At 63.1% G+C, this 26,828-nt stretch carries 24 protein-coding genes; 4 read left to right on the forward strand and 20 right to left on the reverse strand.

Going from position 1 to position 26,828, the window contains the following annotated elements:
- Positions 1 to 7: 7 nt before the first annotated feature.
- From H3028_RS07845 to hemE, 4 genes are all read left to right on the forward strand, one after another.
- Entirely contained in the window at positions 8 to 1,498 is a 1,491-nt protein-coding gene (locus tag H3028_RS07845; RefSeq protein ID WP_181296466.1) for an SPOR domain-containing protein, read from the forward strand.
- A gap of 173 nt (positions 1,499 to 1,671) precedes the next feature.
- A complete protein-coding gene (gene gltB / locus H3028_RS07850) occupies positions 1,672 to 6,120 on the forward strand; it encodes a glutamate synthase large subunit (protein ID WP_181296467.1) in 4,449 nt (1,482 codons plus the stop codon).
- Between the two features lie 111 nt (positions 6,121 to 6,231).
- Complete coding sequence (locus H3028_RS07855) at positions 6,232 to 7,650, forward strand: FAD-dependent oxidoreductase (RefSeq protein WP_181296468.1); 1,419 nt, start codon at positions 6,232 to 6,234, stop codon at positions 7,648 to 7,650.
- A gap of 200 nt (positions 7,651 to 7,850) precedes the next feature.
- Positions 7,851 to 8,915, forward strand: coding sequence for a uroporphyrinogen decarboxylase (gene hemE / locus H3028_RS07860; RefSeq protein ID WP_181296469.1), 1,065 nt, complete (start codon positions 7,851 to 7,853; stop codon positions 8,913 to 8,915).
- Between the two features lie 47 nt (positions 8,916 to 8,962).
- On the opposite strand, the gene H3028_RS07865 is transcribed toward hemE, so the two are convergent.
- The 20 genes from H3028_RS07865 to H3028_RS07960 all read right to left on the reverse strand — a co-directional run bounded on the left by H3028_RS07865 (position 8,963) and on the right by H3028_RS07960 (position 26,738).
- Positions 8,963 to 9,256 (reverse strand): hypothetical protein, encoded by a 294-nt coding sequence (locus H3028_RS07865; RefSeq protein WP_181296470.1) that lies wholly within the window; start codon positions 9,254 to 9,256, stop codon positions 8,963 to 8,965.
- A 122-nt stretch (positions 9,257 to 9,378) separates the two neighbouring features.
- Positions 9,379 to 10,188 (reverse strand): hypothetical protein, encoded by an 810-nt coding sequence (locus tag H3028_RS21220; protein ID WP_258237727.1) that lies wholly within the window; start codon positions 10,186 to 10,188, stop codon positions 9,379 to 9,381.
- 24 nt (positions 10,189 to 10,212) lie between these two features.
- Entirely contained in the window at positions 10,213 to 11,439 is a 1,227-nt protein-coding gene (locus H3028_RS07875) for a beta-ketoacyl-ACP synthase (RefSeq protein WP_181296471.1), read from the reverse strand.
- Complete coding sequence (fabG, locus tag H3028_RS07880) at positions 11,439 to 12,167, reverse strand: 3-oxoacyl-ACP reductase FabG (RefSeq protein WP_181296472.1); 729 nt, start codon at positions 12,165 to 12,167, stop codon at positions 11,439 to 11,441. Before fabG ends, H3028_RS07875 begins: the two co-directional genes overlap by 1 nt.
- Positions 12,164 to 12,616 (reverse strand): hotdog family protein, encoded by a 453-nt coding sequence (locus H3028_RS07885; protein WP_181296473.1) that lies wholly within the window; start codon positions 12,614 to 12,616, stop codon positions 12,164 to 12,166. Before H3028_RS07885 ends, fabG begins: the two co-directional genes overlap by 4 nt.
- The gene (locus H3028_RS07890; RefSeq protein ID WP_181296474.1) at positions 12,613 to 13,800 is read right to left on the reverse strand and encodes a beta-ketoacyl-[acyl-carrier-protein] synthase family protein; all 1,188 of its coding nucleotides are present in this window, start codon (positions 13,798 to 13,800) and stop codon (positions 12,613 to 12,615) included. Before H3028_RS07890 ends, H3028_RS07885 begins: the two co-directional genes overlap by 4 nt.
- A complete protein-coding gene (locus H3028_RS07895) occupies positions 13,797 to 14,324 on the reverse strand; it encodes a DUF3261 domain-containing protein (RefSeq protein WP_181296475.1) in 528 nt (175 codons plus the stop codon). Before H3028_RS07895 ends, H3028_RS07890 begins: the two co-directional genes overlap by 4 nt.
- 10 nt (positions 14,325 to 14,334) lie before the next feature.
- The gene (locus H3028_RS07900; RefSeq protein WP_181296476.1) at positions 14,335 to 15,588 is read right to left on the reverse strand and encodes an NAD(P)/FAD-dependent oxidoreductase; all 1,254 of its coding nucleotides are present in this window, start codon (positions 15,586 to 15,588) and stop codon (positions 14,335 to 14,337) included.
- 139 nt (positions 15,589 to 15,727) lie between these two features.
- On the reverse strand, positions 15,728 to 18,067 hold the full coding sequence (locus tag H3028_RS07905; RefSeq protein WP_181296477.1) for an MMPL family transporter: 2,340 nt from the start codon (positions 18,065 to 18,067) through the stop codon (positions 15,728 to 15,730).
- Positions 18,051 to 18,668: an outer membrane lipoprotein carrier protein LolA gene (locus H3028_RS07910; RefSeq protein ID WP_181296545.1), complete on the reverse strand. Its 618-nt coding sequence runs from the start codon at positions 18,666 to 18,668 to the stop codon at positions 18,051 to 18,053. The genes H3028_RS07905 and H3028_RS07910 overlap by 17 nt, the downstream gene beginning before the upstream one ends.
- Entirely contained in the window at positions 18,668 to 19,093 is a 426-nt protein-coding gene (locus H3028_RS07915; RefSeq protein ID WP_181296478.1) for a thioesterase family protein, read from the reverse strand. Before H3028_RS07915 ends, H3028_RS07910 begins: the two co-directional genes overlap by 1 nt.
- Positions 19,086 to 20,624, reverse strand: a complete 1,539-nt coding sequence (hutH, locus tag H3028_RS07920; protein ID WP_181296479.1) for a histidine ammonia-lyase — start codon at positions 20,622 to 20,624, stop codon at positions 19,086 to 19,088. The genes H3028_RS07915 and hutH overlap by 8 nt, the downstream gene beginning before the upstream one ends.
- Positions 20,611 to 21,552 (reverse strand): glycosyl transferase, encoded by a 942-nt coding sequence (locus tag H3028_RS07925; RefSeq protein ID WP_181296480.1) that lies wholly within the window; start codon positions 21,550 to 21,552, stop codon positions 20,611 to 20,613. The genes hutH and H3028_RS07925 overlap by 14 nt, the downstream gene beginning before the upstream one ends.
- Complete coding sequence (locus tag H3028_RS07930) at positions 21,549 to 22,331, reverse strand: glycosyltransferase family 2 protein (RefSeq protein WP_181296546.1); 783 nt, start codon at positions 22,329 to 22,331, stop codon at positions 21,549 to 21,551. The genes H3028_RS07925 and H3028_RS07930 overlap by 4 nt, the downstream gene beginning before the upstream one ends.
- Positions 22,332 to 22,372: 41 nt before the next feature.
- Positions 22,373 to 24,052: an acyl-CoA synthetase family protein gene (locus H3028_RS07935; RefSeq protein ID WP_181296481.1), complete on the reverse strand. Its 1,680-nt coding sequence runs from the start codon at positions 24,050 to 24,052 to the stop codon at positions 22,373 to 22,375.
- A complete protein-coding gene (locus H3028_RS07940) occupies positions 24,049 to 24,627 on the reverse strand; it encodes a hypothetical protein (RefSeq protein WP_181296482.1) in 579 nt (192 codons plus the stop codon). Before H3028_RS07940 ends, H3028_RS07935 begins: the two co-directional genes overlap by 4 nt.
- A 91-nt stretch (positions 24,628 to 24,718) precedes the next feature.
- Positions 24,719 to 24,976 (reverse strand): acyl carrier protein, encoded by a 258-nt coding sequence (locus H3028_RS07945; protein WP_181296483.1) that lies wholly within the window; start codon positions 24,974 to 24,976, stop codon positions 24,719 to 24,721.
- Positions 24,977 to 24,989: 13 nt separating this feature from the next.
- Entirely contained in the window at positions 24,990 to 25,253 is a 264-nt protein-coding gene (locus H3028_RS07950; RefSeq protein ID WP_181296484.1) for a phosphopantetheine-binding protein, read from the reverse strand.
- Positions 25,234 to 26,043 (reverse strand): 1-acyl-sn-glycerol-3-phosphate acyltransferase, encoded by an 810-nt coding sequence (locus tag H3028_RS07955; protein ID WP_181296485.1) that lies wholly within the window; start codon positions 26,041 to 26,043, stop codon positions 25,234 to 25,236. The genes H3028_RS07950 and H3028_RS07955 overlap by 20 nt, the downstream gene beginning before the upstream one ends.
- Positions 26,019 to 26,738 carry a beta-ketoacyl synthase chain length factor gene (locus H3028_RS07960; RefSeq protein ID WP_181296486.1) on the reverse strand — a complete coding sequence of 240 codons (720 nt, stop codon included), beginning with the start codon at positions 26,736 to 26,738 and terminating at the stop codon, positions 26,019 to 26,021. Before H3028_RS07960 ends, H3028_RS07955 begins: the two co-directional genes overlap by 25 nt.
- Between the last annotated feature and the right edge of the window lie 90 nt (positions 26,739 to 26,828).

Raw genomic sequence — 26,828 nt, forward strand, 5'->3', positions numbered from 1 at the left:
GATTTCCATGACCAGTTTGTCTGCTGACGATTCGTACCTGAACCATTATGGGTTCAGTCATGACCCTTTCGCTGCGCGTGTGCCTGGCTTCAAGTTCTTCCCGGCCCAACGTAAGCCGGTGCTTGGGCAGCTGCATCATCTTGCTCGCTATAGCCAGCTGCTGTTGGTGGTGACGGGGCCGGAGGGCAGTGGCAAGACACTGGTGCGCCAGGCGCTTGTTGCGAGCAGCAACAAGCAGGCCGTCCAGAGTGTGGTCATTTCGCCACAAGAAACCATCGATTCGAATATCGTCCTGCAACAGATCGCGCAGGCGCTCGGTAGCCAGCATGCTGATTTCGAATCGATCATGGGACAAATCATTCAGTTGGCACTGACCGGGCAGGAAGTCTACGTGCTGGTTGATGATGCCGAGCGACTTACCGGCGCGGCGGTCGAAACACTGTTGCGATTGGCTGAGGGCAATCCCGAGGGACGGCCGCATGTCTTCTTGTTCGGCGAGCAGGCATTGGTAGGCCGTCTGGAGGCGCTAGTCGAGGGTGAGGAGCGCTTTCATGTGATCGCGCTTCAGCCCTACGAGGAAGACGAGACGCGTGAGTATCTGGCGTTGCGTCTCGAGGGTGCAGGGGCCGGGCTGGATTGCTTCAGCGAAGAGCAGATCCTGCGTATCCACGAGGATGCCGGCGGTTGGCCTGGTGCAATTAACCAGGCGGCCCGGGAAGAGCTTCTCGATGCGATGCAGCATTCCAAGGGGCGCCGAAAGCCAAGTGGATGGAGTTTACCCTTGCCGATGAAGCACGTGCTGGCGTTGGCGGCGGTCGTTTGTATCGTTGTGATCGCGTTGCTTATGCGTAATTCGGATGATCAATCGGTGACGCCGGCCACCACCAGTTTGCCGCTCGATGTGAGTGGAGCTGCAGCGGGCAGGGAGGGCGCTGTAGGCGAATCCACGCCGGACGTCATCCAATCCCAGCCAGACCAGCCGATCATGCGCGAACCCCTTGCAGCCGCCGGCAGCACAGAGCTGGATGAGCCGCCAGTAGCGCAGGAGCCGGTAATCGCTGTCGAGCCGACGCCTAGTGCCGTTCAGGCTCCCGCTGAAGTTACAGCTCCCGCTACAGTCCAAAGCCCGCCGGCTGAACCTCGGCCCGTAACCGAGGCGCCCCAGAATCCGGTGCGGCAGGTTACCGAGAAGTCCGGCGCGGCTGCTTCTGCGGCAAGCTGGTACACCAGTCAGCCCAAAACCAATTATCTGATTCAGGTATTGGGGACGCGTGCCCAGAGTAACGCCAAGGCGCTGGTGGAGCAGCATGGCGAAAGCTTCCGTTATTTCGTCAAGCAGCACGAGGGTAAGCCACTTTACGTTGTTACTCACGGCTCCTTTTCCAGCCGCAATGCCGCGCTGGAAGCTATCGAGGCGCTGCCGGCTTCGTTGAGGGCGGGCAAGCCTTGGGCGCGGAGTTTCGCTAGCGTGCAACAGGAAATTGCGCAGACTCGTTGATAATCGCCCCAAAAAAGTGCGCGACGCACCGTTTTGGGGCTTGCAAAAATAAATTGTGTCGTTCTACCGGGCTTTGTAAACTGCTCCCCCTTTTGCCCACGTGTATGACGGGGCGGTTCCGTGCGCCGTCAATAAGGGGTTGATTTACAACGCATTTAGCTGGTGGAGTGCCTATGAGAGCAGGTCTGTTTCGTCCTGAAGAGTTCAAGGATAACTGCGGCTTCGGTCTGATCGCCCACATGCAGGGCGAGGCAAGCCATCACCTGCTTCAGACCGCTATTCAATCCCTCACCTGCATGACTCACCGAGGCGGGATCAACGCCGACGGTAAAACCGGCGATGGCTGCGGGCTGTTGATGCAGAAACCCGATGCGTTTCTGCGGGCCATGGCCAAGCAGCATTTCGATGCCGAACTTCCGGCGCTGTATGCCGTCGGTATGATTTTCCTCAGCCAGGACGCGGCCAAGGCGGACGCGGCCCGAGCCAGCATCAACGAACAGATTGCAGCCCAGGGGCTCACCCTGGTCGGCTGGCGCGAGGTGCCGGTCGACACTACCGTGCTCGGTCGCCTGGCGCTGGAGCGCCTGCCGCGCATCGAGCAGGTGTTCGTCTGCGCTGAAGGCCTGTCCGAGCGCGAGTTCGGCATCAAGCTGTTCTTCGCTCGCCGCCGCGCCGAAGTCGCACTGGCTGGTGACAAGGAGTTCTATGTCTGCAGCCTCTCCGACAAGGACATCATCTATAAAGGCCTGATGATGCCGGCCGACCTGGCGCAGTTCTATCCCGATCTCGGCGACGAGCGTCTGGCGACCGCCATCTGCGTATTTCATCAGCGCTTCTCCACCAACACCATGCCGCAATGGCCGCTGGCCCAGCCGTTCCGCTTCCTCGCCCATAACGGCGAGATCAACACCATCACCGGTAACCGCAACTGGGCACAGGCGCGTCGACTGAAGTTTGCCAACGAGCTGCTGCCGGACCTGGAAAGCCTTGATCCGCTGGTCAACCGTACCGGCTCTGACTCCTCTAGCATGGACAATATGCTGGAGCTGCTGGTCACCGGCGGCATGGATCTGTTCCGCGGTCTTCGCATGATCATTCCGCCGGCTTGGCAGAACGTCGAGACCATGGACCCGGACCTGCGGGCCTTCTACGAGTTCAACTCCATGCATATGGAGCCCTGGGACGGCCCCGCCGGTGTGGTACTCACCGATGGTCGCCACGCGATCTGCCTGCTTGACCGCAACGGCTTGCGTCCGGCGCGCTGGGTGACCACCACTAACGGTTACATCACCCTGGCATCTGAAGTCGGCGTGTGGGATTACAAGCCCGAGGACGTCATCGCCAAGGGCCGCGTGGGGCCGGGTCAGATCCTGGCGGTGGATACCGAGACGGGACAGGTGCTGCATACCAATGACATCGACAACCGCCTGAAGTCCCAGCATCCATATAAGAAATGGTTGCGCCAGAACGCGCTGCGCATCCAGTCGACCCTGGACGATAACGACCATGGCTCGGCGTTCTACGATGCCGACCAGCTCAAGCAGTACATGAAGATGTTCCAGGTCACCTTCGAGGAGCGTGACCAGGTGCTGCGGCCTCTCGCCGAGCAGGGTCAGGAAGCGGTCGGCTCCATGGGCGACGATACGCCAATGGCCGTGCTGTCGCGGCGCGTGCGTTCGCCGTTCGATTACTTCCGCCAGCAGTTCGCGCAGGTCACCAACCCGCCGATCGACCCGCTGCGTGAATCCATCGTGATGTCGCTGGAAACCTGCCTGGGTGCCGAGCGGAATGTCTTCGAGGAAACCGCCGATCACGCCAACCGCGCGATTCTGACCACTCCGGTAATCTCTCCGGCCAAGTGGCGCACGATCATGGAGCTCGATCGCCCAGGCTTCGAACGCCAGCTGATCGACCTCAACTACGACGAATCCGTCGGCCTCGAAGCCGCGGTGCGCAACATCGCCGACCAGGCTGAGGAAGCCGTACGCAGCGGCAAGGTCATGCTGATCCTCAGCGACCGCCATATCGCGCCGGGCAAGCTGCCGGTGCATGCGTCGCTGGCCGTTGGAGCGGTGCATCACCGTCTGATCGAAACCGGCTTGCGCTGCGACTGCAACATCCTGGTGGAAACCGCTACCGCGCGTGATCCGCATCACTTCGCGGTACTGATCGGTTTCGGCGCGACGGCGGTCTATCCGTTCCTCGCCTTCGAAGTACTCGGCGATCTGATCCGCACAGGTGAAGTGCTGGGTGACCTCTACGAAGTGTTCAAGCACTACCGGAAGGGCATATCCAAGGGCTTGCTGAAGATCATCTCGAAGATGGGCATCTCGACGATCACCTCGTACCGTGGCGCCCAGCTGTTCGAAGCCGTGGGCCTGGCCGATGAAGTCGTCGACATCAGCTTCCGTGGCGTCGCCAGCCGTATCAAGGGCGCGCGCTTCAGCGATCTGGAAGCCGAGCAGAAGGCGCTCGCGGCAGAAGCGTGGAGCGCGCGCAAGCCGATCCAGCAGGGCGGCCTGCTGAAGTTCGTCTATGGCGGCGAATATCATGCTTATAACCCGGATGTGGTCGCGGCGCTGCAAGTGGCGGTGCAGGAAGGCGATTACAACCGCTTCAAGGAATACACCGCGTTGGTCGATCAGCGCCCTGCGGCGATGCTGCGTGACCTGCTCAAGCTCAAGGTATCGGACCAACCCCTGGCACTCGAGGAGGTCGAACCGCTCGAGCAGATCCTCAAGCGCTTCGATTCGGCTGGCATTTCGCTCGGCGCGCTGTCACCTGAGGCTCACGAAGCGATCGCCGAGGCGATGAACCGCATTGGTGCGCGCTCCAACTCGGGAGAGGGTGGCGAGGATCCGTCGCGCTACCGCACCGAGCGCAGTTCGAAGATCAAGCAGGTCGCGACGGGCCGTTTCGGTGTCACGCCCGAGTATCTGGTTAACGCTGAAGTGCTGCAGATCAAGGTTGCCCAGGGTGCCAAGCCCGGCGAAGGCGGTCAGCTGCCGGGCGGTAAGGTCAACGGCCTGATCGCCAAGCTGCGCTATGCGGTACCGGGCGTCACCCTGATTTCACCGCCACCGCACCATGACATCTATTCGATCGAGGATCTGGCACAGCTGATCTTCGACCTCAAGCAGGTCAACCCGACTGCGCTGGTGTCGGTCAAACTGGTGGCTGAGCCAGGCGTAGGCACAATTGCGGCGGGTGTCGCCAAGGCCTATGCGGATCTGATCACCATCTCCGGCTACGACGGCGGCACAGGCGCTTCGCCGCTGACGTCGATCCGTTATGCCGGTTCCCCGTGGGAACTTGGCCTGGCCGAGACTCATCAGACCCTGCGCGGCAATGATCTGCGCGGCAAAGTACGGGTACAGACCGATGGCGGCCTCAAGACCGGCCTCGACGTGGTCAAGGCGGCGATCCTGGGCGCGGAGAGTTTCGGCTTCGGTACCGCACCGATGATTGCGCTGGGCTGCAAATACCTGCGCATTTGCCACCTTAACAACTGTGCCACCGGCGTCGCGACGCAGAACGATAAACTGCGCAAGGACCACTTCATCGGCACGGTCGATATGGTGGTCAACTTCTTCTCCTTCGTCGCCGAAGAAACTCGTGAATGGCTGGCCAAGCTGGGCGTGCGTAGCCTGGAGGAGCTGATCGGGCGTACAGATTTGCTCGAAATGCTCCCGGGCGACACGTCCAAGCAGAACCATCTCGACCTGACGCCTCTGCTCGGCAGCGATCACATTCCGGCCGACAAGCCGCAATTCTGCGAAGTAGAAAGGAATCCTCCATTCGACCAGGGCCTGCTGGCCGAAGAGATGGTCAAGCTCGCGCGTGCGGCCATCGATGCCAAGAGTGGCGGTGAATTCGAGCTGGACATCTGCAACTGCGACCGTTCCATCGGTGCGCGTGTGTCGGGCGAAATCGCCCGAGTGCACGGCAACCAGGGCATGAAGGATGCACCAATCACGTTCCGCTTCAAGGGCACGGCTGGTCAGAGTTTCGGCGTCTGGAACGCTGGCGGCCTGCACTTGTATCTGGAAGGCGATGCCAACGACTACGTCGGCAAGGGCATGACCGGTGGCAAGCTGGTGATTACTCAGCCGAAGAGCAGCGTTTTCGAATCGCAGCATTCGGCCATCGTCGGCAATACCTGCCTATATGGCGCCACCGGAGGCAAGTTGTTCGCCAGCGGCACCGCCGGTGAGCGCTTCGCTGTGCGTAACTCCGGTGCGCATGCGGTCGTGGAAGGTACTGGCGATCATTGCTGCGAGTACATGACCGGCGGCTTCGTCTGCGTGCTTGGCAAGACCGGATACAACTTCGGTTCCGGCATGACCGGAGGGTTCGCCTACGTGCTGGACATGGATAACAGTTTCGTCGATCGGGTGAACAACGAGCTGGTAAACCTGCAGCGCATTACGGGCGAGGCGATGGAAGCTCACCGTAGCCATCTGCAAGAGGTGCTGCGCGAGTACGTCGCCGAGACCGGCAGCGCATGGGGTGCGATGCTTCTGGAAGAGCTCGACGATTACTTGCGGCGCTTCTGGCTGGTCAAGCCCAAGGCGGCCAACCTGGCATCGTTGCTGTCGACCACTCGGGCCAACCCCCAATAAAAAGCAGATTCAAGCGGCAAGCCTCGGCTATGAGCCCGAGGCCCGCCCCGCTCCGTGATTGTCATGCAGCTTGCAGCCCTGTGCTTGCGGCTGCCGCTAAGAGGTTTTGAAATGACTGAACGTCTTAATAACGACTTCCAGTTCATCGAAGTCGGGCGCAAGGATCCGAAAAAGAAGCTGCTGCGCCAGCGCAAGAAAGAGTTCGTCGAGATCTATGAACCCTTCAAGCCGCAGCAGGCTTGCGAGCAGGCCCATCGCTGTCTGGGTTGCGGCAACCCCTATTGCGAGTGGAAGTGCCCGGTTCATAACTACATTCCCAACTGGCTCAAGCTGGTTTCCGAGGGCAACATCCTCGCCGCTGCCGAACTGGCGCACCAGACCAATACGTTGCCGGAAGTTTGTGGACGAGTCTGCCCGCAGGACCGTCTGTGTGAGGGTGCCTGTACCCTCAATGATGGCTTCGGCGCGGTCACCATCGGTTCGGTGGAGAAATACATCGCCGATACCGCATTCGCGATGGGCTGGCGCCCCGACATGTCCAAGGTCAAGCCGACCGGGAAGAAGGTCGCGATCATTGGTGCCGGCCCTGCCGGTCTCGGCTGTGCCGATGTGCTGGTACGCAGCGGCGTCACCCCGGTGGTCTTTGACAAGAACCCCGAGATCGGCGGTCTGCTGACCTTTGGTATTCCCGAATTCAAGCTTGAGAAAAGCGTCCTCAGCCGCCGGCGCGAGATCTTCGGCGGGATGGGCATCGAGTTCCGCCTGAACACCGAGGTGGGCAAGGACATAAGCATCGAACAGCTGCTGGCCGACTACGATGCGGTGTTCATGGGCATGGGTACTTACACCTATATGAAGGGCGGCTTCCCCGGTGAAGACCTGCCTGGCGTACACGACGCGCTGGACTTCCTGATTGCCAACGTCAACCGCAACCTCGGCTTTGAGAAGTCGCCGGAAGATTTCGTCGACATGAAGGGCAAGAAGGTCGTAGTCCTCGGTGGCGGCGACACGGCGATGGACTGCAACCGCACTTCCATTCGTCAGGGCGCCAAGAGCGTGACCTGCGCCTACCGTCGCGACGCGGCAAACATGCCCGGTTCGCGCAAGGAAGTGAAGAATGCCAAGGAAGAGGGTGTGAAGTTCCTCTTCAACCGCCAGCCGATTGCCATTGTCGGCGAAGGCAAAGTCGAGGGCGTTAAGGTGGTCGAGACTCGTCTTGGCGCGCCGGATGCCCGCGGCCGTCGCAGCCCCGAGCCGATTCCCGGTTCCGAAGAAGTGCTGCCGGCCGATGCCGTGGTCATTGCGTTCGGTTTCCGTCCGAGCCCGGCCGACTGGTTCGAAGGGCAGAGCATCCAGACCGACAACCAGGGCCGTGTCGTAGCGCCGGAGATGGGACAGTTCAAGCACCAGACCAGCAACCCGAAAATCTTTGCGGGCGGCGACATGGTGCGTGGCTCCGATCTGGTGGTGACGGCGATCTTCGAGGGCCGTCAGGCCGCCGAGGGTATCTTGGACTATCTGGAAGTCTGATCCGTAGGGTGGGTCCCGCTTCTTCGGCCCACCGGGCAGGGCAAGGTGGATGTAAAAAGCGACATCCACCCTACGCTTGGCTTGCACAACGCCAGCCCGTCTGACGAGAATCAAGCCCATAGACAAAAGGCACGGCGCTCGCCGTGCCTTTTGTTTTCCGCTTTGCGACAATGCTGCCACTTTTTTGCTGGAACCCAGACATGACTGCCTTGAAGAACGATCGCTTCCTTCGCGCCCTGCTCAAGCAACCTGTCGACGTCACCCCGGTGTGGATGATGCGCCAGGCCGGACGCTACCTTCCGGAATATCGGGCTAGCCGCAGCAAGGCGGGCGACTTCATGAGCCTATGCATGAACCCCGAGCTTGCCTGCGAGGTCACGCTACAGCCGCTGGAGCGGTACCCGCTGGATGCAGCCATCCTGTTTTCGGACATCCTCACCGTGCCGGACGCCATGGGTCTGGGGCTGTACTTCGAGACTGGCGAAGGGCCGCGCTTCAAGAAAGTCGTCAGCAGCATGGCTGACATCGAGGCGCTGCCGATCCCGGATCCGGAGAAGGACCTTGGTTACGTGATGGACGCGGTGCGCACCATTCGCCGCGAGTTGAATGGCCGAGTCCCGTTGATCGGCTTCTCCGGCAGCCCTTGGACGCTGGCGACCTACATGGTCGAAGGCGGCTCATCCAAGGATTTCCGCAAATCCAAGGCGATGCTCTACGAAAACCCGCAGGCCATGCATGCACTGCTCGACAAGCTGGCGCAGTCGGTGACCAGCTACCTCAATGGGCAGATTCTAGCCGGTGCTCAAGCAGTGCAGATTTTCGACTCCTGGGGCGGTAGCCTGTCGGCAGCGGCCTATCAGGAATTCTCCCTGGCCTACATGCAGAAGATCGTCGACGGCCTGATTCGCGAGCACGACGGGCGCCGCGTGCCGGTGATTCTGTTCACCAAGGGCGGCGGCCTGTGGTTGGAGTCCATGGTTGATACCGGAGCCGAAGCGCTGGGCCTCGACTGGACCTGCGATATCGGCAACGCGCGGGCGCGGGTCGGTGACAAGGTTGCGTTGCAGGGCAACATGGACCCCAGTGTGCTGTTTGCCAAGCCGGAGGCGATCCGTGCCGAGGTTGGCCGCATTCTCGCGAGTTTCGGTCATGGCGAAGGTCACGTCTTCAACTTGGGCCATGGCATCACGCCAGAAGTCGATCCAGCCCACGCTGGCGCCTTCATCGAGTCGGTGCACGAGCTGTCGGCCAAGTATCACGGCTGAGGAAGCCGCCTGGAGAAGAAAGAGCCGCTTACCGCGGCTCTTTTCGTTTATGGCTGTTGGTAATGGCCGGGCGTGGTTCCCGGCTTATGTTCGTGGACCAGCTTGGTCACGCGGATATCGGTGATACCGATGACTTCGGCCTGCTCCAGCAGCTTGGCTTCGTCGGCGTTCGCCTCCGGCATCACCAGGCTGTTCTCGGCATCACCGTTATGCAGTTCGATCAGATGCCGCGCCGCGCTGCCTTGCGACATGCGCTCCTCGTCAGATTCGATGATCTGAACGCGCGGGTCGTTCTGGAAGATGTAATTGACTTCAAACTTGTGCGACGACTTGTCGAACATGAGCAGCTCCTAAAGGTGGTTAACAGGTTCTGCTCTGTTGACTCGTCGGTCAGTTCGTTCGTTCCCGTTCTGAGCCAGCAAGGCCATCGCCGACAGAGTCGGCTGCACGGCTGGCGCTGTCTTTATTCGACCGTTGCCAGCTGGCCTCTGAGCGCTACGCCAGCAATAAGGCTGCCGGCATGGCACTCGTAGCGCATTGCATCGCTATGCACGTTGCGCTTGTAGTAGCTGACGATATCGACCACCGCGTTTACGCCGGCCTTCTTGGCTGAGTTCTGCAGGCTGGCAAGCACCGATTGCAGCGCCCAGCCGCAGGCTTCTGCGTCGCTTTTGTTGGATGCGTTGGTCTTTCGATTGCTGGTTACGCTTCTGAGCTTATGCACGTCGCCTTGGATGGATGTACCCGCCAGGTAGAATTTCACGCTGCCATCGAGCAAGCCTGTCTCGAGCCCGCGCCGAACGCCTTCCTCGAAGCCAAGATAGATGGCATTCCCCTCGCCACCTGTCTGTTCGATTATTCCCAGGTGATCGACGGCTTCGATGATCGGGTCGACATCCAGTTCCTTCAGGATGTTGTCGCGAAGCCTGTTGACCCATCGGTTGTAATTGCGGTGAATTTTTCCGTTCTTCTCATCGAGTCCCCAGCTGCTCCTGTAGTTGATCTGAAAGGACGTGGGTGAATAGGGAATGTCGACTTCAGCATGGTGACGCCCACGGACCGTGATTGTGGCTTTGACCATCCCGGGTTGTAGCGATTGCACCTTCCATTGACGATCGTTCAGTGCGGTAACAATGGCGCGCTGCATTTGCCGTGCGCCGATCTGCATGCCGCTGGAAAATTGTTCTTGTGCGTTATAGATGGGCTTACTGGTGCAACCGGTAATGACGACGAACAAAAGGGGTAACAGCACACAGCGATACAGGCGGGTCATTCCTTCAACTCCATTTGGTGGTGGTCAGGCCCAGCGGCGGAAAATCAACGAGGTATTGATCCCGCCAAAGGCGAAATTATTGTTCATCACGAACTCATGATGCATCTCACGCGGCGCGCCGATGAGGTAGTCCAGCTCGCCGCAGCGTGGATCGACGCTGTTGAGATTGAACGTGTGGATATAGCGGTCGCTATTCAGCATCTCGATGCTGAACCAGGACTCCAGCGCCCCACAGGCGCCGAGGGTGTGTCCGAAGAAACTCTTCTGCGAGCTGATCGGCATGCGCGAGCCGAACAGGGCGTAGGTCGCCTGGGTTTCGGCGATGTCGCCCTGCTCGGTAGCGGTGCCATGGCCATTGACGTAGCCGATGGCGTCGGGCGACAGGCCAGCATCTTCCAAGGCCAGCTCCATGGCGCGGCGCATGGTCAGCTGTTCGGGTTTGGTCGCGTGCTGACCGTCGGCATTACTGCCGAAACCCACCAGCTCGGCGTGAATGGTGGCGCCGCGGGCCAGCGCATGTTCGAGTTCTTCGAGCACCAGCATGCCGGCCCCCTCGCCAATTACCAGCCCGTCGCGGCCAGCATCGTAGGGGCGCGGTGTGGTGTGCGGCGCATCGTTCTTCAGGCTGGTCGCATAAAGCGCGTCGAACACCATGGCCTCGGTCGCACACAGCTCCTCAGCGCCACCGGCGAGCATCATCGGCAGGCGGCCGAACTTGATCGCCTCGTAGGCATAGCCAATGCCCTGACTGCCGCTGGTGCAGGCGCTGGAGGTGGGGATCACCCGGCCGGTGAGGCCGAAGAAGATGCTGATATTGGCCGCCGTGGTGTGCGGCATCATGCGGATGTAGGAGTTGGCGTTCAGCCCGTCGGCCACCGAGTTGAGCAGCATGTTGCCGAAGGCTTTGATCTCCTCGGTGCTGCCGGTGGACGAGCCGCAGGCGACGCCCATGTGGCCGTCGCGGATCGATGCGTCATCGAGCAGGCCCGCATGTTCGAGTGCCTGCTCGGCGGCCTTTACCGACAGCCGCGAGACCCGGCCCATGCTGCGCAATTGCTTGCGTGTCCAGTGTCCGGGGACGACGAAGTCATCCACCGGCCCGGCCAGGCGGGTGTTGAGCTCGGTGAACCGATCCCACTCCTGCATATAGCGGATGCCGCTACGGTTAGCGCTGAAGTTGGCTTCGATGGACGCCCAGTCGCTGCCCAGCGACGTAATGCCGGCCATGCCGGTGACGACGACGCGTTTCATCAGCACAGCCCGCCGTTGACCGCCAGAACCTGACGGGTGATGTAGCTGGCCTCTTCCGAGATGAGGAAGTTGACCGCACCGGCGACCTCTTCAGGCGTGCCCATGCGTTGAGCAGGGATCATCTTGAGCATCTCTTCGATAGGCAGATTGTCATCGAGCATGTCGGTATCGATCAGCCCCGGCGCGACGCAGTTGACGGTGATGCGCCGTTTGCCGAGTTCGACGGCCAGGGCCTTGGCAGCGCCGATCACACCGGCCTTGGAGGCGCTGTAATTGACCTGGCCGCGATTGCCGATCAACCCCGAGACCGAGGTAATGCAGACGATCCGCCCCGGCTGGCGGCGACGGATCATCGGCATGGTCAGCGGCTGCAGGACGTTGAAGAAGCCATCCAGATTGGTGCGCATGACCAGGTCCCAGTCATCCTCCGTCAACGCCGGAAAGGCGCCGTCTCGGGTTAACCCTGCGTTGCAGACCACCCCGTAGTAAGCCCCGTGCGCCTCGATATCGGCTTCCAGCTGCTCGCGGCACTGCGCACGATCGGCGACATCGAACTGCAAGATGCGCGCTTGGCGGCCCAGCGCTTGTATCTCCGTTTGCACGGCTTGCGCTTCGTCCAGCCGCGCACGGCAGTGCAGGACGATGTCGTGCCCGCTTTGGGCCAGGCGCAAGGCGATGGCGCGGCCGATGCCGCGGCTGGAGCCGGTGACGAGGATGCTTTTATTCATGGGGTGGGCTCTTGCAGATAGCTCGCCACTTCGGGCGGGCGGAACACGTTGAGGCGCGCCTCGGCATGGATGCCGGGCCCGTCGAGATGGCATTCGAATACGCCCATGCCGTTGTCATCCTGCAATGAGCGAATCGCGCGGATGCGCAGCAGGCTGCCGGCCGGGAAGTGCTCGACATTGCATTGGAAGCTGCGAGTGCCGAGCAGAAAGCCCAGCTCCACCGGCAGTCCGGCCTGGCGCGCCTGACAGCCGGCAAACGCGGCGACTGTCTGCGCCATGATTTCGATGCCGGCCCAGGCCGGCAGGCTGCCGTCGGGCAGGTTGAGCAGCCCATCGGGCTTTACCTGAAGTTGCGCGGCGATACTTTCGGCATCGAATGCCTCGACCGCATCGAGCAGGATCATGTCGCCCGCATGCGGTAGCAGTTCGGCTACTGGCCAATCGATCATGGCGCGTCTCCCAGGATCAGGCTGATGTTGTTGCCACCGAAGGCAAAGGAGTTAGTCATCATCCGCCGTTGGCCGGCCGCTGCCATCGTCGTGCCGGCTGCGATCAGGTTCATGCGTGGCAGCTCGGCATCTTGCTGGCCGTCCCAGCGATGCGGTGGCAGCAGTCGTGCGGGATTATGCTCGGACAGCGCCAGCCAGCAGAACGCGGCTTCGAGCGCGCCGGCGGCGCCCAGGGTATGTCCAGTGAGCGGCTTGCTCGATGAGCAGGGCACGCCGGACGGAAACACCGCGGCAACCGCCAGGCTCTCCATGGCATCGTTATGCCGGGTAGCGGTGCCGTGCAGGTTCAGATAGCCGATTTGCTCCGCCTGGGTCGCTGCGCTGGACAATGCTTTGCGCATCGCTTCGATGGCACCCAGGCCCTGCGGATCCGGGGCGGAAATGTGGTGTGCATCGGAACTGGCGCCTGCGCCGAGGAGGGCTACCGGGGCGCTCTCCTGGGTCATCAGGAAGACCGCAGCCGCCTCGCCGATATTGATGCCGTCGCGGTTGACCGAATATGGATTGCAGATGCGCTCGCTGGTCGCCTCCAGGGCGCTGAAACCCTGCAAGGTCAGGTCGCAAAGGGTGTCTACCCCGCCGCAGATCACCGCATCGCAGAGGCCGGCGTCCAGCAGCCGTTTGGCACTGAGCAGTGCGCGGGCGCTGGAGGTGCAGGCGGTGGAGATCGAATAGCTCGGACCGCTGAGTTGCAATCGTTCGCTGAGAAAGCTGGCTGGTGCGGAAAGCTCCTGATGGCCATAGTGGTAACTGGACGGCAGCTGCCCCTCACGCACCAGGTCGGTGATGCCTTGGGTGGCTTCCTGAATGCCGGTGGTGCTGGTGCCCATTACCACGCCGATACGGGACCGGCCGAAGCGGGCTATCGCCTCATGCAGATCGGCTTCGATCTCCTCGATCGCGGCCAGCAGCATCTGGTTATTGCGTGTGGCGTGTTGCAGCGGGGTATCGGCAAGCGAGGGTAGCTTTTCGGTAACCGCGCCGACTGGCAGCTGGCGCCCGGTGACCGCTTTCGGGTACGGCTGCATGCCCGAACCGTCACCGCCTAGCAGGCGCCGAGCGACCTCAGCCTTGCCGCGACCCAGCGCGCAGATCAACCCGAGGGCATTCAGGTAGGCGGTCATCTGTGGTGGGCTCCGGCTGTCGCGATGGGGGCGACACCATAGGTCAGCGTTGGCCCAACGTCGAGTTCGAAGCGGCCGTTTTCCTGATAGCGGACATGCCAGGCCGACGCATCGCCTCTCAGCGAGCGCCTGTCCTGTTGCTGCATCCATGGCGTATCGGCATAGAGGTCAGACAGCTGGTCGGCAGGACTCAGTGCGAACAGCAGTGCGGCGAACAATTCGCGCGCCTCGGCACTGGGCGGTAGCAGGCCATCCGCCTGCCAGCGGCCGTCCAGTAACAGCTGGCGCGCCAGCGGGACACCCAACGGATCGAGCAACGACCAGCGCAGGGCGACGCCTTCCTGCTGGATGACCAACAGCCAGTCCCGCGTCTCGCTCTGCTCATGGCGCTGGATGTGCAGTTGCATCGGCAATGCCAGTTGCGGTGTCTGCGTCGGCAGTGGCATAGGTTGGGCGCAGGCACCGAGCAACAGCAGCAGCGGCAACCAGACCAGGCGTGAAACGTGGTGTTTCAGCGCAATCATGCCGGAAGCCTCATGCCGGCACCGCAGGGGCGCACAGCTCGGCCAGCACCCGCAAGCGGCGTCTGGGCTCGGCGACATACGGGTTGTTGGTGTCCCAGGCATAGCCGGCTAGGATCGAACTGATCATTCGGCGTATCTCCGGTTGGGAGCGCTCGTAATAGATCACGTCCTGGAAGCTGCCGTCGTACCAGCCTTCGACATAGGTCCGGAAGGTGTCCACGCCGAGCTTAAGCGGCGCCGCGAATTCAGTTTCCCAATCCACCGCCTCACCCGTCAGCTGGCGGTGCAGCACCGAGGCCGCCATGCTGGCCGAGCGCATCGCGATGGTGACGCCCGAAGAAAACACCGGATCGAGGAATTCCGCCGCATTGCCCAACAGGGCGAAGCCCGGGCCGTGCAGTGCCTTGACGTTCGCCGAATAGCCGCCGATCAGGCGTGCCGGGGTATCCCACTCGGCATGCTTGAGGATGCGTTTGAGATTGGGTGCCTCCAGCACCAATTCTTGCAGGCAGGCGTTTAGATCCAGCGGGCGCCCTTCGTAGCGCTCGGCGCTGGCCACCACGCCGAGGGAACAACGGCCATTGCTGAAGGGAATGGTCCAATACCAGACGTCCCGCAGCTCGGGATGGGTGGTGATGAGGATCTTGTCTCGGTCGAAACCTGGGTCGTCGATGTTGTCCTGGATATGGGTGAACACGGCGCGCCGCAGCGGAAAACTGGACGGCGCCTCCAGCTCAAGCAGGCGCGGCAGTACCCGGCCGTAGCCGCTGGCGTCGAGGACGAAATCCGCCTCGATGGCATATTCGCTAGCGTCCTCGCGGCGCACATGCAGGCGTGGGCGCGGGCCGACGAAGTTCGCCGCAGTGACCTCCTCCTCGTAGCGAATCTCCACGCCCTGCGATTCGGCCTGGTCGGCCAGCAGTTTGTCGAAGTCGGCGCGCTGGACTTGAAAGGTACTGCCGTGGCCTTCGGTGAATTTGTCGCGAAAATCGAACTCGGTGTAGCGCTCGCCCCAGCCAAAGGCCGCGCCATGCTTGGTCTGGAATCCCGCAGCCTGCACGGCTTCGAGCATGCCGGCTTCTTCGATGAAATCGAGGCAGTGCGACAACAGGCTCTCGCCAATGGAGAAGCGCGGAAACCGCTGCCGCTCAATGATCAGGACATCATGGCCCTTGCGTTTGAGCAGGGCGGCCGCGATCGCGCCGGAAGGCCCCGCGCCGATGATGACGACGCTACGGTGTTCTGACTGCGAGTAAGCCTTCATGTGTTCGACTCGATAAAAGAGGATGCCGGGGGCAGCCGGCGTGCAGGAGTTCGGTTATGCGGCCGGAAGTAGCGGGGTGGCGGCTCTGTCGGGACCGCTGTAACACATGGTTGCCGCGCCAGTGCGTTCCAGAATCCGATCAGCATGCCGCTTCCCCTTCCGGCTCGGCGGCCCAAGGCGCCAACAAGAAGGCGAACACCAGGCCGAGGCCCACCGCCAGGCCGAAGTTGCTAATCGCCGGCGTGCTCGACAAGGCCAGCAGGCCGAAAGACAGCCAAGTGGTCACGGCCGCCAGCAGGGTACCGACCAAGCTCACCGCGGCGCCGCCGATTCGCTCACGCATGAGAATGGCGTAGTCGACGCCGATCGCGGTGACCAGCAGTAGGCCGAACAGGCCGAAGAGGGTCAACGGTTGGCCCAACCAGCCCAGGCAGGCCAGGCTGCCGAGCGCCGCCAGCAGCGGCACGGCGAGGCAGCGCAATGCACCGCGCCAGCCGAACGGCAGGCACAGCAGAGCGAAAATCAGCGCGGCGGCGAACAGTTTGAGCAGGGCCGCCTGACGCTGGGTCTCGGCGAACACGCGATTTAGCTCGGCAGGCCGGTCGATGAGCCTGACCCCGGCGATGTTCCCGGCCAGGCCGTGAAGCGCCGAGCTATCGCGAAGCCCCTGCAGGCTAATCAGGCCGGCGACTGAGCCGTCGGGCCGGGTACCCAGCCATAGCGGTCGCCAGGGTTCAGCGAGCGGCCCGGCCAACACCTCGTCGAGGCCTGCCACCGGCTTTTCCAGCAGACCGGCGAGTTCCTGTTCAAGCATGTCGGCGGTAACCCCCAGCTCCAGTAGCGGCTGGCTGGCTTCCAGCAAACGCGGCAAGGCGAGATGCAGGCTTTCCTGGGCAGCAGCGGGCGCGACCAGCTGGCTCAGCGCGAGATAGCCGTGCAGTTGCTGCTCGGCAACCAGGTCATCAAGGCGAGTACTGAGCTCTTCCTGGCGCGCCAGCAGCTCATCGGGGCTCCCGGCACGAACCAGGAAGTATTGGCTGGTGGGCTCGAAACCGGTGATCTGGCCGATGCGTTCGGCCTGCTGCTGCAACGCGGGCGCTCGGCTGGCCCACTGGCGTAGGTCATCGGTGAAGGAAACCTGGCTGATGCCGGCTACGCAGAACACCGCGAATCCTGCCAGCAACCAAGGTGATGGGAGCCGCCTGAGCAGGCCCCGGCGCAGCTCCAAGCCGCGCCGGGCCCAGCCCAGCGGAGCAGCCCAGGGCTCCAGCGGCGCGTTCAGTAGCGCGGGCAGAAGACACGTGGCGCAGGCGAAGGCGCCAAGCAGGCCAGCGGCAGAAAAAACCGCTACCTGGCTCAGCGCCGGGAACGGGGTGAAGGCCATGGCCAAGTAGCCGATGACGTTGGTCGCCAGGGCCAGCGCCAGGCCCGGAAGTGTCAAACGTAGCGCCCGGTATGGGTGCCATGGACGCAGCCCCCAGCTTTTCGACAGGTAGTGCAGCGGAAAGTCGATGCTGACGCCAACCAGGCTGGCGCCGAGCACCAGGGTGAGCACATGGATCTGGCCGAACAGCGCAATGCAGGCGGCTGCACCGCTGAGTGCGCCGACCACCACCGGTAGCGCCACCAGCAGGACCCGCGGCGTACGAAACAGCAGATGCAGCAAGGCGAGCGTGGCAATGAGCGAAACGCTGCCGATCAGGCCTGCTTCCTCACGCGCCTGCCGCTGCCCGTACGCGGCATGCAGCATGCCACCCGCGGCGAGTAGTTCACCTTGCTGGGATTCGACCCGGCGGCGGGCCGCATGGACCTCGTCGTCTACCAGCAGCGGCAGTTGGTCGTCGAAGGCATCGCCGTGGGTTTGCGCATGGATCACCACCCAGCGCTGCTCGGCATGTTCGGCCATTAATAGGCCGTCGAGGCGTGGATGAATATGTCCCGGCTGTGGCAGTTGGCGCTGTGCCAGGTCGGCGAAACCGAACCAGTCCTGCTCGACCGGCACCAGGCTGGCGCTTTCGAAGGGGCTGTACAGACGCTGCAAGCGTTGTTGGAGGAACTCCTCGGGCGAGGCGATCAGCGCTTCGCGGCTCGCCCGGTCGAGCAACACCAGACGCTGATCGAGCAGTTGCTGGCGCACCGCCGGCAGCTCGGCTTGTACTGAGCGACGAATCTGGGCGAAAAGGCCGCTGGCCCGCAGATTATCGGTGACTTCGTCGGCCAGGCCGACGGCCTGTTCTTCGTCCGGATGATGGATCAACAGCATCAGATCGCGGTTCAGAGGCTCCTGGACCCGCTGCTCGGCGAGCTGCTCCAGTTCGTCGGGCGCATCGCTGGGCAGCAGCTGCAGCAGGTTCGCGCTGACCGGAGGTCCGTCGCGCCATTGCCACGTCGTCAGCCCCACCAGTCCGAGCAGGGCCAGGAAAAACAGTGAGGACAGCCAGGCCGGAAGCCTGAGCGCTTTATCAGTCGGCGAGGTCATGGAGTTCGCTGGGGCCCAACTGGTCGTCGATCTGGATGTCGTTCAGCAACAGCAGTGTGCTGTCGCCCTGGGTCTCGAGCAGCTCGATGCGCTCGGCCGTGGTGCCACCCTGAATCAGAATGGCCGTGAAGATCTGCCCGAGCAGCTTCGAGCGCGGCGTTAACGTCAGCGCCCAAGCTTGTGCAGTGCCGTTGAGCTCCAGCTCGAAATCGCGCTGAAGGGCTTCGGTGTCGCCATGCAGGACGGCCAGAAACAGGTCGTTGTGGCGTGCGGCGGGGCCGTGCTGGTTGGTTTGCTGCCAGCCGCTGGGGTCACGGCTGGCGATGCCCGAGGCGCTGATGCGGTAGTCCTGCTGCACCGGCTGCTGCAGGAACCAGAGCAGGCCACGATCACGTGCCAATACGAAGGTGCCGGTGCTGACGAGCGGCTGCGGCAGCGCGCGCAGGTACTTTTCCTGGGTGAAATTGCCGCGAACGACCTCCGGCTCACTCAGCTGCTGATTGAGCTGTGCGAGGTCGAACGTATCGGCGCTTGCTCCTTTCGCCAGCAGCAGGCACAGCGCCAACAGCGCCCGGCGAATAGCCAGATTGTGCAATCGCATCACGATAGGGCCCGTTCTACGGCTTCGACAAACACCTTCGGCGACGCCAGCAGCATCTCACGGCTGGCAATTTCCACAGCGACCTGCACGGTGCTGCCGCGGGTCATGCGCTCGCCGGTCTCGGCGTCGCTGATCAGGTAGTTGATCTTCAGGCGATTTTCCCACTCCACCAGATCGGCGCGAACGACGATGCGCTGGTTGAAGCAGGCGCCGCGGATGTAGCGCAGCTGTACGTCGATGATGGGCCAGGCGTAACCGGCATCGCGCATCTGGATGTAATTATGGCCGATCCGCTCCAGCAGGGCGCAGCGTGCTACCTCGAAATATTTGATGTAGTGGCCGTGCCAGACCACATCCATGGAATCGACGTCGAAGAAGGGTACCAGCACTTCTACCTCTGCCTGCAGCACGCCTGCCTTACGCATAAAGCCCCCAGTGTTGCGCGCGGATGCGCTGCAGGCAGAGGCGCAACTCGCCTTCCAACGCGCGGTCCTCGATCACGGGTGGGAAATCCTCGCCGAGCGCGGCATGCATGTCTTGCACTGGCGCCGGTAGCGGTCGTGCTGTCTGGCTCAGCTGGCGCAGCCAGACGCCCTGGTTGGCGGCGATCAACGTGGCGGCGGCGACCTGCTCGGTCAGCTCCAGGCTGCGCAGCGCATCGCGGGCGGCAATGGTGCCCATGCTTACCTTGTCCTGGTTATGGCACTCGGTGGAGCGCGAGAAGACGCTGGCGGGCATGCTGTTCTTCAGCGCCTCCGCCGCCCAGGCGCTGGTGCCGATCTGCACCGCCTTGAAGCCGTGATTGATCATCGCGGTGGCGGCGGGCGCGCCGGACAAATTGCTCGGCAGGCCATGGTTGTAACGGCTGTCGACCAGCAGCGCGAGCTGGCGATCGAGCAGGTCGGCGACGTTGGCGACCAGATTCTTCAGGCTGTCCATGGCGAAGGCGATATGGCCGCCGTAGAAGTGACCGCCGTGCAGCACGCGTTCGTTCTCGGCGTCGATGATCGGATTGTCGTTGGCGCTGTTCAGTTCGGTCTCGATGAACTGCCGCAGCAGGCCCAGACTGTCGGCCAGAACGCCTAGCACGTGTGGCGCGCAGCGGATGGAGTAGCGATCCTGCAGGCGATGCAGCGGTGCGGTCGGCGCTTCGATGGCGAGGTCCTGGCGAATCCAGGCGGCCACTTGCATTTGGCCCGGGTGCGGCTTGGCGGCGAACAGGCGTTCATCGAAATGCTCGGGGTTGCCTTCGAGCGCGACGACATTGAGCGCGGTAATGCGGGTGGCCAGTTTCAGTAGGTAATCCGCACGGGCATAGGCGAGGCACGCCAGGCCGGTCATCACCGCGGTGCCATTCATCAGCGCCAGGGCTTCCTTGGGCCGCAGGGTCAGCGGCGTCCAGCCGAGCTGGCGATGCACCTCGGCGGCGCTGCGGGTTTCCCCGCGGAACAGAACGTCGCGCTCACCTGCCAGCGCCGCGGCGACATAGGACAGTGGCGTCAGGTCGCCGCTGGCGCCCACCGAACCTTCCTCCGGGATCAGCGGCAGCACATCGTGTTCGAGGAATGCCTGCAGGCGATCGAGCAGCTCGATGCGCACCCCGGACATCCCGTGCGTCAGCGAGCGGAGACGAGCGGCCAGCACGGCGCGAGTGGCTTCAGCGTCGAGCAGCTTGCCAAGGCCGCAGCCGTGAAAGGTGAACAGATGCTGTGGCAGTGCCTCGACCTGATGCAGCGGCACCGCGACGATGCAGGAGTCGCCGTAGCCGGTGGTTACGCCGTAAATCACGCCTTCGCGGTCGAGCAGGGTGTCGAGGAATTGCGCACCGCGGGCAATCCGCTCGCGGAAGGCTGCATCAGACTGCAGCCGGGCCGGCGCACGGCTCTGGGCCACGGCCAAGAGATCCTCTATGCGTAGGTGCTTTTCGCCAAAGATCACGGGCTCAGCGTTGTTCATGGACGTTCCAGAAAGGGTAGAAGTTGAACCATTGCAGGGGCGCTTCCAGGCAGCGTGCCGCGAGTCGGTCCGCGTAGCGCTGCACCCACTGCTGCACCACCGCATCGCGTTCGCCGCGGCGCCATTGAACGGATTCGGCGAAGGGCTCCAGATGGACATGGAACTGCTGGTCATGTTTCAGGCAGAACAGCAAATTGGCCGGGCATTGCAGCAGCCCTGCCAGCAGCCAAGGCCCTTGAGGGAAATTCGCCGGCTGGCCCAGAAAGTCGGCAGTCGCGATGCGCGCGCCGTGTAGCGGCACCCGGTCACCGGCGATCGCCAGCCATTCGCCGGCATCCAGCCGCCGCGACAATTCCATCATCATCGCCGGGTCCAGTTCGCTAACCTGAATCAGTCGCAGATTGTTCGCGCCGGATTGGTCCAACAGCCGGTTGAACCGCTCGGCGTGGCGCGTATGCACCAGCACATTCATCTTCACCTTGCGGCCCATCTCGGCCAGCGCCCGGCAAATCTCCAGATTGCCCAGGTGCGAGCCGACCAGCAGCTGGCCGCGCGGTGCTTCAAGCGCGGCGTGCAGGTTCATCCGATCATGCAGCACCAGCCGATCGAGATCGAGCCGGCCGCCCCAGGCGTCGAGCTTATCCAGCAATGCGTCGGCGAAAGCCGTGAACTGGCGGTAGACCGAGCGCCAGCTTGGCGCCAGATCGCGTCGACCGCTCCATGCGGCGAGGTGCCGCTGGTAGGTCCAGGCGCTCTGTCGGGCGCTGCGGCCGAACAGGTAGAAATACAGCACGATCAGGTACAGCAGCGGCGCCATGGTCCGGCGGCCGAGCAGGCGCACAGCGCTGGCGGTGAGCTTCATCAAGGCAAAGCTCCCGCGCTCGCGATGCGCGGCCCAGTGCGAACCGGGTGCGGCCTTCTCGCTCATCCGCGCCACCGGCGCCAGAGCAATGCCGGCGCACGCAGCAGCATGCCGCCGAACAGCCGGGCGTGCATCGAGGAGATCAGTAGGTTGTCGTGCCAGAGGCGGAAGTGAGAGACACCGTCAGCCGGATACTGCACGCGCGTGGGCAGCCAGACCATTGGCTGTTCGCGCCAGTACAGGCGAACCAGTATCTCGGTGTCGAAGTCCATGCGCTGGCCCAGGGCTGTCGAGTCGAGCAGTGCCAGGGTCGGCTGCAGCGGGTAGACGCGGAAGCCGCACATGGAGTCGCGGATCGACAATGACAGGGTGTTGATCCAGACCCAGAGGTGGGTCAGATAGCGCCCATAGAGCCGGCTTTTCGGCACGCTCGCATCGTATTCAGGATAACCGCAGATCAGCGCCTCCGGTGCCTGGCTGGCGCGGTCGAGAAACAGCGCCACGCGGCCAAGGTCGTGCTGACCGTCGGCATCGACCTGCAGTGCATGGCTGAAACCCAGACGGGACGCCTCGCGCAGCCCTGAGGCCACCGCCGCGCCCTTGCCCAGGTTCTGCGCATGCCGGAGCAGATGCACCGAGGGGTGTTGTGTCAGGTCGTCGATGACCCGGGCCGCGACGGGATCGGAGCCATCGTCTACCAGTACGCAATGCAGGTCTTCTGCGAGCAGCGCGTGAACGACCGCCGGCAGGCTGCGTTCATGGTTGTACACCGGCACCACCGCGCAGGGCTTGAACCAGTCGTCATCGATGGCCAGCGACAATTGCTGATGAGCGTCTGACCGCATGGGGGAAGCGTCGGTGGCTGGCGCAATTGGAGTGAGGGTAGTCACGGGTGTTCTCCCAGCAGAATGCGGCCGGACGAGCAGGGCGCGTCGCCGTTGCGGTATGCGAAGTAGAGCTTGCTGCGCTCGCGATCAAAGCGCAGGGTCAGATGCAGTGTGTCGCCCGGGCGGGCGAGCTGTTGGAACTTAAGGACCTCCATGCCCTGAAAACGCGGCGGAAGGTCTTCGAGCAGCTCCCGTGCCAGGGCGATGGCCCAGTCGATCTGCACCACACCGGGTAGCACCGGCGTCTGTGGGAAATGACCGGAGAAATGCGCCAGGTCTGGCGGCACACCTAATTCGAGCTGCCATTGATCGCCATGTCGCGTTGAGCTGATGCGTTCGGGCAGCAACGGGCGTGGCGCCTGCAATAGGCTATCGAGTAGCGTCTGCGGCAGTTTGCCCTGGGTGGTATACGGCAGCTGCCGGACCAGACGCCAGCGCCGTGGCAGCGCCATTGCCTCGCAGTGGCTTGCCAGATGCATGCGAAGGGCCTCGGTCAGAGCACGCCGGCCGCCGTTGCGCAATGCATGCAGGCCGGCGTGGTTGAGCGCGACCAGTGCGGCGAGGTAGGCCCGGTTGTTGGTAATCACGCCGACGCGCGCTTCGCTGACGAAAGGGTGCGTGGCCAAAGCTGTTTCCAGCATCGGCAGGGAGATGCGTTTTTCTTCCAGCTTGACGATGCGATCCAATCGTCCGAGCAGCTCGAAGCGCCCGTCGTCCTCGATTCGCGCAGCATCGGCCGTCTGCTCGACATGGCCCGGCGGCAGGCAGGGCGAAGCGATGCGCAGCGCGCCCTGTTCGTCCTGGCTCAGCTGCACTGCAGTGAATGGCTGCCACAGGCTGCCGCCCTGACGCCAGGCGATGCCGCCGGTTTCCGAGCTGCCGTAGATTTCCGTCGGCAGCTGGCCCAGGCGCTGCTGCAATCGCTGCGCGGCATCGGCATCGAGCGGTCCGCCCGAAGAAAAGACCCGCCGCACGCTGCGCAAGGCAGGCCAGTCGAGGTTGTCCCCCATCCGCTTGAGCAGTGCTGGGCTGGCTACCCAGCAAAAGCTGGGGTGCTGACGACTGGCCAGTTGAATGTCTTCGGAGAAGGGCAGCGCCCGGCGCAGGAAGGGGCGGCCGGCGCATAAAGGCCAGAGCACCCGAAACAACAAGCCATAGATGTGCTGCGCGGCGACGCTGGCGATCACGCAGGCATCGCCGAGGTCGGCGCCCCAGCAGGCTTCGAGTATTTCCACTTCGTTCGCCAGCTGGCGCAGGCGCTTGTCGATCAGTTTCGGCTCGCCACTGGAGCCGGAGGTGCAGAGCAGCAGCCGGCATTGGTCCAGGTCCAGTTTCGCCCCGTCGAGCGGCTCGGCCTCCAGGTCCGAAATTCGGGCGTCGCCGTCCTGATCGGTCAACCAGAGATCAGCCTGGTGGGCCAACCGCTCGCGGCTGGCGGGTTGCAGGTCTGCCGGCAGCAGCACCGTCACGCCGGCTCGCCATGCACCGAGCAATGCGATCGCCAGCTCGCCGGCATCCTCGAGATGGACTGCGAGCCGGGCGACGCCACGATTGCGCAGCCCGGAGGCCAAGCGCAACGCTTGCTGGCGCAGCTCGGCATGGTCCAGGCGGGGTTCCAGCATGACCGGGCGCGACCTGGGCGTCTGATCGAGCAGGTGTTCCAAGGAAATCCAGTTCATTTACCTTTCCTGATTCGCTGGCGCACCAGCCACTCACCCGCAAATAGCAATCCCATCAGCAGATAGGCGATCAACCCGGTGTACAACGTCCACCAGCTCAGCGGCGCCCACAGCGCGAGGCCGCTGGCGATACCGGCATTGGTGATGAAATACCCCACCCAGACCCAAGTCACCTGCCGCGTGTAGCGCACCGCCGCGGGCGGGAGCTCGGGCTCGCTCAGGCGTGCCAGGCGCTCGATGATTGGCATGCCGGAGCAGAGGCTACCGGCAAACAAGCCGAGCAGCGCCAGGCTGATCAACACCGGATACCAGCGCAGCAGCGCGGGCTCGCCCGCCACCCCCAACAGCAGGCAGAACAGCAGGGCCACGACGGCCAGCGTGCGGCTGAGCGGCGTTTGCTGGCCGCCGAGGATGCGTGCCAGCCAGAGTGCACCGAGCAGCAGGGCAAACAGTCGAGGCGACAGGTGCTCCAGCCCTAGGTACACGGCAAACGGGTAGGCGAGACCGGCCAACAGCAGGCCGAAGCCAATCAGCCGGTTGGCGTTCGCCTTGCCTGTTCGAGTGGTTACGTGCATCGCATGTCATCCGTTGGCGAGCAGGGTGCATAACGCAGACATCTCCCGTCCGGGTGGCCGGGAGATGTCTGGCTTCCTTGAAGGTTGCGGCTCACGCCGTTTGCGGGTTCACCAGGCGATACACCGCCTCGACGACATCGCCCACGGTACGCACCGACTTGAATTCTTCGGCAGCGATCTTTTTGCCGGTCTGGCGCTTGATATGGTCGATCAGGTCGACGGCATCGATGCTGTCGATCTCCAGGTCCTGATAGAGGTTGGCTTCGAGGCTGACGCGCTCGGGGTCGAGTTCGAAGAGCTCGACCAGCGCATCGCGCAGGGTCTGGAAGATCTCGTTGCGACTGTTCACGTTGGGCTCCTCCTCAGGCGGCGGCGCGGTTGGCGCTAACGTAGGCAGCCAGGCTGTCGACGCTGGCGAAGTGCTTGCGGGTGTCTTTGGCGTCGGCGTCGATCTTGATGCCGAAGCGCTTCTGAATCGCCAGGCCCAACTCCAGGGCGTCGACCGAGTCCAGCCCGAGCCCTTCGCCGAAAAGCGATTGATCGGCCGCGATATCATCCGGGCCGAGGTCTTCCAGACCCAGGGCGTCGATGATCAATTGCTTGATCTCAAGCTGCAGTTGGCTCATCGAGTGCGAGCTCCTTTATGAAGTGTTGGTGCAGATGGTCGTTGAGTCGCCGCGAGGCGATGGGCGCCGCTCCCCGTACGGCAAATTCCTGCGGGTCGATATCCTCACCAACGCGCAGGTGAAAATGAAAACGTCTTGTCGGAATGCGGTACCAGGGTTCGGCCTTGGTCAGGGTGGTGGGCGACACCGTGATCACCACCGGCGTCACCAGGCTTGCGCCGCGCAGGGCAATGGCGGCCGCGCCCCGATGGAACCGCGGCGCCTGACCGGGCGTGGTGCGAGTGCCTTCGGGAAAGATGATCAACGTCTGGCCCTGTTGCAGCACCACGGCGGCTTCATCGAGCATCTCGGCGCTGCCGTTGTTGCTGATGTACTGCGCCGCGCGGATCGGACCACGGGTGAACGGATTGTCCCAGAGACTTTGCTTGACGACGCAGTTGGCGTCGCGGATCAGCGCGATCAGTACCACCACGTCGATCAGCGAAGGGTGGTTGGCAATCACCAATTGTCCGGGGCGGCCGAGTCGTTCCGCGCCCTCGACTTCGTAGGTCAGCACGCCGCTGCGATACATGAACTGGACAAACAGCCAGAACAGCCGGCTCACCGTTTGACGAGCCCGGCGACGGCGCTTGGCTGCCTCACCCGGAAGCAATCCGAGGAGGGGAAATATGACCAGCCGCAGGCAAAGCCCACCGAGACCGAACAGGATGAATGACAGCCCGGTCGCGACCAGACGCCACGGCCAGGGCGTGTTGGGCCGTTTATTCAACGAGTCTGCTGCCAGCTCCATCGGCGTCTCCCCCATCGATGCTGAAAGGTGGGCTGGTCGTTGAGCAATGCACCGATCAGCTCGATCGCGTGCGGTCGCTGTGTCAGCGCCTCATGCCCATCGGCGGCTTCGAGCCGCAGTTGCCACGTGCTGCCCGGCTTGAGCAGCAGCGCGACGGCATAGGGAAAGCTGACATCGCTGATCCAGGGAGCATAAACGGAGGGGGTTTGGTCTTCGGCGACCACCACCAGAACGGCCGGAGCACCCTCGCCGAGCAGTAGGGAGGCTTCAAGCACGGCATGTTCCAGGCCATCACCTTCCGCGGCGAGCGCGGTCATTTCGCTGGGGTTTTTCTGCTGAATCGACCAGAGGCCGATGATCGCGTTGTGCACCGACAGGCTGAACTGCGTTGGGGAAAGGGGCTCGTCACTTGCCAGGTCATTGAGAATGGCGAAGGTGCGTGCGGTTTCGCCGTGACGTGAGGCATAAACCAGGGGCATCGGAGGGTGTCCGGCCGCTAGCGGTGCGGTCACGGCGAAGACCATGCGCGCCAAGCGGCTCAGCCGCCGACGCTGCATGGGCGGCAGAAAACTCACATCCGGCTGTGCGTCGCTGCTCTCCGGGTCGCACGGATCCCGGGCCCAAATCGCCCAGTCGTCGGCGCTCGCCAGGCCCGGAGCCCAGGCCTGCCATTTATCGATATCGAATTGAATCACGCGAGAACTCACCGGCTCGCCCGCGAGCCTTGTTATTGGCGTGTCGACGTCCCTGTACAGCGACTATCGGTAAATTATCCGCCGTGAAAG

This window comes from Pseudomonas sp. Q2-TVG4-2, assembly GCF_013620795.1.
Taxonomy (GTDB): domain Bacteria; phylum Pseudomonadota; class Gammaproteobacteria; order Pseudomonadales; family Pseudomonadaceae; genus Stutzerimonas.